This window comes from Rickettsia sp., assembly GCF_965035265.1.
Genome location: NZ_CBCDJS010000060.1, coordinates 1 through 8,147 on the forward strand (window position 1 = coordinate 1; position 8,147 = coordinate 8,147).

Genomic DNA, 8,147 nt, shown 5'->3' on the forward strand with positions numbered 1-8,147 from the left:
GACTTCCAAATCAATTGCATCAATATCGGCAAATTTTTTGAATAATACCGCTTTACCTTCCATAACCGGTTTTGACGCAGCCGCTCCCAAATTACCAAGACCAAGTACAGCAGTACCGTTAGAGATTACGGCAACTAAATTACCACGAGCGGTATATCTATATACTTCCTCTAGATTTTTAGCAATTTCAAGACAAGGAGCAGCAACCCCCGGTGAATAAGCAAGTGATAAATCTTGCTGAGTAACTAAAGACTTGGTTGCAGTAATAGCAATTTTACCAGGTTTATCTTTTTCGTGATATTCGAGGGCCTCAGCATAATTTATTTTATTCATTTCATCCATTTTAGAAATTCCTGTTTTGTTGTTATAGTATGTCATACCGTATCCCTTATGTCATTCCCGCGTAGGCGGGAATCCAGAAAAAAAGTATAAATACAGCAAATTTTTAAAATTAAAAGCTCGATTTATCTCGCTTTACCCTGGATTCCCGCCTTCGCGGGAATGACACTTTTCACCCCATCACATACATAATAATTGATATAGTAACTACCGAGAAAAAAGTAGTAAATGTTATAATCGACGCCATAGAATCAGGATCGCCATCAAGCTGACGGGATAAAACATAAGCCGTACTTGCACATGGAAGACAGCTATATAATATTCCTACCGATCTATCTATTCCCTCAATTGACATTAACCATAGTACTACTACGCTAACTAATGGAAACGCAACTAATTTAACAAAGCTTGTAAACATTACATTATGTAAAAGCTCTTGTCTAATAGTAAAATTAAGCCCTGCCCCGACATTTAACATACCGATAGCTAAAGCGGCATTTGAAAGGCTATCTAAGGTTTTTTTAAGCCCTAAATGTAATTCAAGATTTGAGTAATTAAAAACGAATCCTACTAAACTTGCGATAATTAACGGATTACGCACAATTAATTTCATCATTAAAACAAAACTAGTTTTAATAGTATTGGTAACCGATTTATTAGGGATATAATAAGCGAAAATCATTACCGATAAAATGTTGGTAAAAATAATCATATAAGAAGAAATAACGGCGACGATGGAAAGCCCACTAGGACCAAGTAGCGGGCTACTCACCCCAAAAAAAATATAGCTATTATAACGAATTGAGCCTTGAAAGATGGAAGTAAATTGGACTTTATCTATTTTATATTTTTTTTGGTAAACTATAAGACCCAATGATACAAGAATAGTGGATATAATGAGAGCTACTACTAACTTAATTATCGATGCAACGCTTAAGTCGGCAGTAGATACGTAATTAAATAGCATGGCGGGAAATAGTACAAAATACGATAATTTTTCAATACCACGCCAAAATTCTTCCGAAGTTAACCATTTATTTTTGATAATACTACCAAGAAGCGTAATTAAAAAAATAGGTAACGTACTATAAAAAATTTCATTCATTTGTTAATAATGTCATACCGGGGTTCTATATGTCATTCCTGCGAAAGCAGGAATCCATAAAACTACTCAATTAAATCTTTCCATTCGGGATTAGTTTTTTCTATCAGTTCTATTTTCCAACTACGCTTCCATTTTTTTAAGTTTTTTTTCTCTAGTAAGCGCTTCTTTAATATCAGTAAACTCTTCTGTATAAACAAGTTTTGTAATATTATACTTTGAGGTAAAACCTTTTATTATTTTTTGTTTATTTTCATAAGCACGACGTATTATATTATTAGTAATACCAATATATAAAGTACCCTGCTTATTAGAGCATAATATATATACCCAATACATCTTTGTTTTTTAGTTTATGGATTCCTGCTTTCGCAGGAATGACATAAAGGGCTGCAAGAATGACATAGCAACGCAAGCATAAGCCACGGTATAACCCTACAACTTCGCTTCAATCAATTTCATACTCTCTTTTATACCGTAAAGCTTTATAAAAGTCCCAAGTCTTGGTCCTTCATTCTGCCCTAGCAATATCTGATATAGATCTTTGAAGTAATCACGCAAATTTTCATATCCTGCTTTCATTCCTATATCGTATATTGCTTTTTGAATCGCCTCTGCTTCTGTCTGCTCAGATATATCAGATAACATACTTAAAATATCCTGTAAAATAACCTTATGCTTTTCGGAAACGACTAAATATGATTTATGTGCTTTAATAAAGTCATTATAATATCTTATAGCAAATTCTGCTAAATGGTCAAGATAAGGGCTAGTATTTGGAGTTGCTTTTGGCTCATATTTGCTAATAAAGCCCCAAAGCACCGATTTATCTGAAGGGTTACACACGGAAGTAAGATTTAAAAGCAACGAATATGTAATTCCAAAAGTCTCAATTTTTGGCACATTTCCATGATGGATGTGATAAACGGGATTTGCAAAACGCTTTGACCTATCCTCTTCCAAATGATATTTCTGATTAAAAGTAATATATTCATCGACATTTTTAGGAATTACATCAAAAAACAAACGCTTAGCTCTAGTTGGATTTTGGTACATAAATAATGCCATACTTTCAACAGGAGCATATTTAAGCCAATCATCAACACTAATACTGTTACCTTTTGATTTCGAAATTTTCTCACCGTTCTCATCTAAGAATAACTCATAACATAACTGCACCGGCGGCTTGCCGCCTAGGATTCGGCAAATTTCTGAGTAAATTCTGCCATTTGCCAAATGATCTTTACCGTACATCTCGTAATCGACCTTAAGAGCTGCCCAGCGCATACCAAAATCCGGCTTCCACTGTAATTTACAATGCCCCCCTGTTACCGGTACTTCTACATAATTACCGTCTTTGTCTTTATAGGTAACAGTTCCCGCTTTAGCATCCCACTTCTCTATAGGTACTTGCAGTACTTTACCTGTTTTCGGACATATAGGCATAAAAGGCGAATATGTAGCTTTTCTCTCCTCTCTAAAAGTCGGGAGCATCAGCTCCATTATCTCATCATATTTCTCAAGCACCTTTATCAGCATCTCATCAAACTTGCCGGCTTTATACACTTCGGTACTACTATAAAATTCATACTCAAAACCAAATTTATCAAGGAATGAGCGAAGTTTTGCATTCATATAATGCCCATAACTTTCACACTCACCGAATGGATCAGGGATAGAGGTAAGCGGCATATCCATATACCCAGCTACCATTTCAGGATTTGGGATATTACTTGGCACTTTACGAAGCCCGTCCATATCATCAGAAAAGCAGATTAGTTTAGTTGGGATATCGGATAATTGTTCAAACGCTTTCTGTACCATTACCATACGGGCATTTTCACCAAAAGTACCGATATGAGGCAAACCTGACGGACCATAACCCGTTTCAAACAATACATAGCCTTTTTCAGGAGTTTTACCGTTTAAGCTGTCTAATATCTTTTTAGCTTCTAGAAAAGGCCAAGAATTTGACTTAATAGCATCTTCCCAAATTTCCGACATTTTATTTTTCTTGCACTTTAATTAATAATCAGTGACAATATACTAAATTTATTTATTTGTAAAATTTAATTGTCATTCCCGTCGCCCCTTATGTCATTCCCGCGAAAGCGGGAATCTAGGGTAAAGCGAGATAAATTGAGCTTTTAAAAAGCTTTAAAGTGCTGGATTCCCGCTTTCGCGGGAATGACATCAAGAAAGCAAAAACGACATAGAATACTTAAACATAATCTCAAAACCCATGCTACTTAATACTACCATAAATTACATCAGAAAAGATAGTTATAAAGTCCTACATTTAGGACTGATTGCAATTTCTATAATAGCACTTTCTACCGCTTATATTGCTGAATATATATTCCATTATACACCCTGCCCTTTATGCGTTTACGAAAGATTCCCATATTTAACTTTAATAAAAATCTGCTTAACTGCTCTAATCATCAGACAATTAAGCAAATATACTTTGATATTTATCTTCTTAACTATTTTTAGCTCTTGTATATTATCAACATATCATAGCTTCGTAGAAAGAGGCATAGTACAGCCCGGTAGCCTTTGCTCATCAATGATCCGTATCCCGAAAGGTCTATCCATCCAGCATATCAAACAAATGTTCTACTCGCAGCCAATCACTTCCTGCACGAAACCCGCCATTAAAATCCTCGGTATTTCTATGACGGAGTATAATCTGCTCTTAAATATCGCTCTTTTAATCTGCTTACTCATAGTTTGGTTTTATCCGAAATCTAATAAGTAGTTAAAAAATTAACAGTTCATTTTATTTTTCTTTGACTTAATTACCATTACTTGTATATTACTAAATCTTTAAGTAAAAATAAATTTATTAAGGATTTTTAATATATGTACACAGAAAATAATGATTCGCTAATAAACTTTTTTGAAAAATACGGCCTTAAACAACATATTGAAAGTTTAGAGAAAGACCCTTCTCTACTTTCTATTCTATTTACCAAGTCCGACGGTCACACCACGTATCTGCCTTCTTTTCACGTTGGCAACAACGCAACTAAGATACTTAAAATCGATAATATATCGGATAACAAAATAACTGAGATGATAAGAGATTTAGCGCAGGTTCTATCTCACAACACTACTATTAAGTCATTTGATTTTTCGATTTATTCATCATTTAAACCTGATCCTAAAGCAATAGCCGAGTTATTAGAAACCTTAAAAAACAATAAATCTATTATTTCTTTTAGAAGTGAGATCAAATGTGAGTTTGAAAGAACAAAATTTGCTGAAATCTTCAAAGCAAATACTACTATAAAATCACTTTATTTTTATGCTGACCAAGCACATGCACCGGCAGTGTCTGAATTATTTGAAACTTTAAAAACAACATCTATTACTTCTTTTTCAGTTTGTGGAAATGGGGCGGAAGCAGTGAAATTAGTAGATGTCTTAAAAACAAATAAATCTCTTAAACATCTTATAGTTAATTCTAGCGTTATGAAAAATGACGACTCTATGACGCTATTCAGTCAAGCTTTAGCAGATAATACTACTCTTATGTCATTTAAAATGGCTAAATATATAACAAAAGTGGGTGCAGGAAAATTAACTGAAGGCTTGAGGATAAATACAGGGCTTAAACATTTTGGTGTTACAGCGGATGGGTACTTCGAGGAAGGTGCTGACTTAGTTCTAATGAATGGCCTTGCTGCAGTTTTAAACGAAAACCAAACTCTTAATTCTCTTATGCTCTTATTTTCTGTTTCCGACAAAATATCGGAGTTTTTTTTGAATCTTTAGAAAAAAATACTACTCTAGACTCTATAACTCTTAGGATTGGAAACGTTAAACAAATAGCAGGAGTCATAGAAAGAAATAACACTCTTACCTCTATAGACTTTCAAGGAAGGCAACTAAAGGCACAAGAACTACAAGAAATAGTAGATGCCTTGAAAGAAAATACCACTCTTAGCACTCTCTATATTCCACGATCCCTTTTTATAATGAAAGAGGAGGAATTAACGAGCATCGATAACTTACTCAATGTTTTAAGTACGAATGATAATTTACTATATTTTACCAACGATTTTACTATTTCGCATTTTTCTGATAGAGAAAATTACGCAAACACCACAATCAACGAAAAACTCAAACATAATAAACTAAATAAACTTGCAAAATTCTTAACATCTAAATTTTTAACAGAGGATAAGAATCAAAATATTGTTGCTAAATTTGATATGAATAATCTAAAGCTATTCATAAATAAAAAATCTATGGAGCATTATAAACAAGTAGATGGAGCAATGTTAGACCAGCTATTACAAAAATATTGCCCACAGCAAAACGCAAGCAAACTATCAGCTTCTATAATAGAGCAGATGGATAATATTCTTAACATTATTGAAAATAGTCCTTTTCTGAGAGCCGGCATATGTAAAGAAATAACAGTGACAAATGAAGCACCGAAGACAATGAATATAGCAAAGCTGTCCAAAGAGTTAATATGCTATATTGCTTCATTTTTGACGTTTGAGGAGTGGGGCATGAGTCAAGTAAAAGCAAATAATACGGAAACAAGCCCACCGCTTGATCAATCGACGCAAGTTGACAATCTAGGAGAACATCTCGATGTCATTCCTAGCTAAAGGCGACCTTGTTGCATGACTCGTTTTATGTCATTCCCGCGGAGGCGGGAATCCAGCATAAAGCGAGATAAATCGAGCTTTTAATTTCAAAAGTTTGCTGTATCTATACTTTTTTCTGGATTCCCGCCTCCGCGGGAATGACACAGAACGCTTTTCAACTGCATAGCTTATGACAATACTATCCTTAGTTAAAAATACCCTAAAAACCTTAACAATAACGTTGATTTTAAAATTAATCCTGTATATCATATTAACATATTAATTAAAAATTAAAGTAAATTTATGACTAAAAAAATTCAAGTTAATGACGAAACATTTTGTGTGGCCGACAAAATGGAGGAAATACAGCTATGTGAAGCAGTAAAGAATAAAGAATCAAACGAAGTTAAAAAACTTCTTCTATTTTACTCCTCTTTTCTTACAGACATGGTCACTCCGGATATAGAAACTCTAGTAGGGGTAGCAGTAAGAAACCAAGATCTTGAAACATTAAAGATATTATTGCATTATGGCTTTCAGGCAAATATGTGGGGAAAAGATCAAATTACTCCGATAGGTTATGCTGCCGCTGAAGGATATATAGAGATACTACAAGAGCTATTACCTATATTTAAACAGTATAAGATGCTAATAAATAAGTGTCATATTCTTAAAGATATTCCTTTCAGTGAGGCAATAAAGCACGGACATTTAGAAGCAGCAAAGCTTTTAAAAGAATACGGAGCAGCCATTGGAACTACTAGCAAAAAATCTCATATGGACTATGCACAAAAGTCAAATAGCCCTGAAATGATGGAGTATTGCCGTAGCTTAGATAACCAGCGATTAGAGATAGAAAAGCAGGAATTTGAAAATCTTTATCTTGCAGCAGCAAAACAAGGCGATATAACACTTTGCCATACATTAGAAGAAAAAAATATTACAAAAAAAATATTACCAAATTTGCGAGAGATAAAAAACGAGAATTCTCAAACCGCATCAGATTTGTATAAAAGCTTTCTTCTAGAACAGCTAAAATACTTAAAAGAACAAGAGAATGTGGTTTTCAAATCTTTGTCAAAACCAACGTGAAAAGGCGACAAAGTTATTATCCGATGTGTTATCAATACCGGAAGTTCGAGAACTATCAGAAATAGTCGCTTTATGTGAAAAAGAGGCAAAACATACTATCTGGAAAAAAGTAACTTCTTTAATCCCATTCGGGATCAAAACTATGAAGCTTTGGACCGATGAATTAACAGAGTTAAAACCAGAAACTGCAGATAGCCTAGCATATAAAGCTTCACATGCAGGCGATATTGGTACTTTAAATGCGATAGAACAAATATTATTTTCAGAATCTATTATTCAAAATGACGAAGTTAGTTTAATTGAACTTCCAAGTTAAAGTAACCCCGCCTCTACTCTGCACGTTCCCGTTATAAACGGGAATTGTTGCATGGATCGTTTTATGTCATTCTCGCGTGGCATTGTTGCGTGGATCAATTTCGCCGCTGTCATCCCGCGAGCTTGTAGCGGGATCCAGTCTTTTTTTTTATTTTTTCTGGATACCCCTGGAGGGGCCACGGTATGACATTTTCCTTAAGTTGACACCCATGTGCTTTCGCAAAAATGACATTTTCACAAACATTAAATTTAGTTAATCATTAATTAAAAAATTAATATTTAGTTTGCAGAAATTGAAAATATCGTGTATAATGCTCACACGACAAAATAATATTAAAACTCAAAAAGGATATTTATATGCCAAGAAACAATATTGATGAAAGACTTCCGGATGGAAGCACAATTTTACATAACACAGTAAAAGAAGGGAATGAAAAGCTTATTTCACTTTTGATTCAACAAGGACATTCTGTTCATATTGAAGATGCGGAAGGAAAAAAACCTTTGGATTATGCACCTACAGAAAAAATTAAAAAAATGTTAATTACAGCGATGCAAGTAGATCAAACACTTATTTATTCTAGTGCAGATAAATATTTTAATAATTTAAAAAATACTTATATTACAAAGGAATCAGACAAGGAAAAAGCTATTGATATATTATTTAGCGATCCTACTATTAAGCCAGAAGT

General features: G+C 33.9%; 8 protein-coding genes and 2 pseudogenes. 6 read left to right on the forward strand and 4 right to left on the reverse strand.

Annotated elements, in window-relative coordinates; genetic code table 11:
- From AC1Z7D_RS04805 to AC1Z7D_RS04820, 4 genes and pseudogenes are all read right to left on the reverse strand, one after another.
- Positions 1-342 (reverse strand): annotated as a pseudogene (locus AC1Z7D_RS04805) (NADP-dependent malic enzyme); the annotation flags it as partial.
- Positions 343-511: 169 nt separating this feature from the next.
- Positions 512-1,444 (reverse strand): AEC family transporter, encoded by a 933-nt coding sequence (locus AC1Z7D_RS04810; RefSeq protein WP_482602455.1) that lies wholly within the window; start codon positions 1,442-1,444, stop codon positions 512-514.
- A gap of 62 nt (positions 1,445-1,506) precedes the next feature.
- A pseudogene (locus AC1Z7D_RS04815) lies at positions 1,507-1,780 on the reverse strand (GIY-YIG nuclease family protein).
- A gap of 96 nt (positions 1,781-1,876) precedes the next feature.
- Positions 1,877-3,445, reverse strand: a complete 1,569-nt coding sequence (locus AC1Z7D_RS04820; RefSeq protein WP_482602457.1) for a lysine--tRNA ligase — start codon at positions 3,443-3,445, stop codon at positions 1,877-1,879.
- Positions 3,446-3,683: 238 nt separating this feature from the next.
- On the opposite strand from AC1Z7D_RS04820, the gene AC1Z7D_RS04825 reads away from it, so the two are divergent.
- From AC1Z7D_RS04825 to AC1Z7D_RS04850, 6 genes are all read left to right on the forward strand, one after another.
- Complete coding sequence (locus AC1Z7D_RS04825) at positions 3,684-4,202, forward strand: disulfide bond formation protein B (RefSeq protein ID WP_482602459.1); 519 nt, start codon at positions 3,684-3,686, stop codon at positions 4,200-4,202.
- Positions 4,203-4,306: 104 nt separating this feature from the next.
- Positions 4,307-5,221, forward strand: a complete 915-nt coding sequence (locus tag AC1Z7D_RS04830) for a leucine-rich repeat domain-containing protein (protein ID WP_482602461.1) — start codon at positions 4,307-4,309, stop codon at positions 5,219-5,221.
- A 203-nt stretch (positions 5,222-5,424) separates the two neighbouring features.
- Positions 5,425-6,069: a hypothetical protein gene (locus AC1Z7D_RS04835; protein ID WP_482602463.1), complete on the forward strand. Its 645-nt coding sequence runs from the start codon at positions 5,425-5,427 to the stop codon at positions 6,067-6,069.
- Between the two features lie 282 nt (positions 6,070-6,351).
- Positions 6,352-7,140, forward strand: a complete 789-nt coding sequence (locus tag AC1Z7D_RS04840; RefSeq protein ID WP_482602465.1) for an ankyrin repeat domain-containing protein — start codon at positions 6,352-6,354, stop codon at positions 7,138-7,140.
- On the forward strand, positions 7,106-7,456 hold the full coding sequence (locus AC1Z7D_RS04845; protein ID WP_482602467.1) for a hypothetical protein: 351 nt from the start codon (positions 7,106-7,108) through the stop codon (positions 7,454-7,456). Before AC1Z7D_RS04840 ends, AC1Z7D_RS04845 begins: the two co-directional genes overlap by 35 nt.
- 356 nt (positions 7,457-7,812) lie before the next feature.
- On the forward strand, positions 7,813-8,147 hold a 335-nt coding region (locus tag AC1Z7D_RS04850), incomplete at its 3' end, for a hypothetical protein (RefSeq protein ID WP_482602469.1).

Coding starts and splice junctions, on each gene's coding strand:
- AC1Z7D_RS04825 (WP_482602459.1), top strand. CDS start 3,684: ATGCTACTTAATACTACCATAAATTACATCAGAAAAGATAGTTATAAA.
- AC1Z7D_RS04810 (WP_482602455.1), bottom strand. CDS start 1,444: ATGAATGAAATTTTTTATAGTACGTTACCTATTTTTTTAATTACGCTT.
- AC1Z7D_RS04830 (WP_482602461.1), top strand. CDS start 4,307: ATGTACACAGAAAATAATGATTCGCTAATAAACTTTTTTGAAAAATAC.
- AC1Z7D_RS04820 (WP_482602457.1), bottom strand. CDS start 3,445: ATGTCGGAAATTTGGGAAGATGCTATTAAGTCAAATTCTTGGCCTTTT.
- AC1Z7D_RS04840 (WP_482602465.1), top strand. CDS start 6,352: ATGACTAAAAAAATTCAAGTTAATGACGAAACATTTTGTGTGGCCGAC.
- AC1Z7D_RS04835 (WP_482602463.1), top strand. CDS start 5,425: ATGAAAGAGGAGGAATTAACGAGCATCGATAACTTACTCAATGTTTTA.
- AC1Z7D_RS04845 (WP_482602467.1), top strand. CDS start 7,106: ATGTGGTTTTCAAATCTTTGTCAAAACCAACGTGAAAAGGCGACAAAG.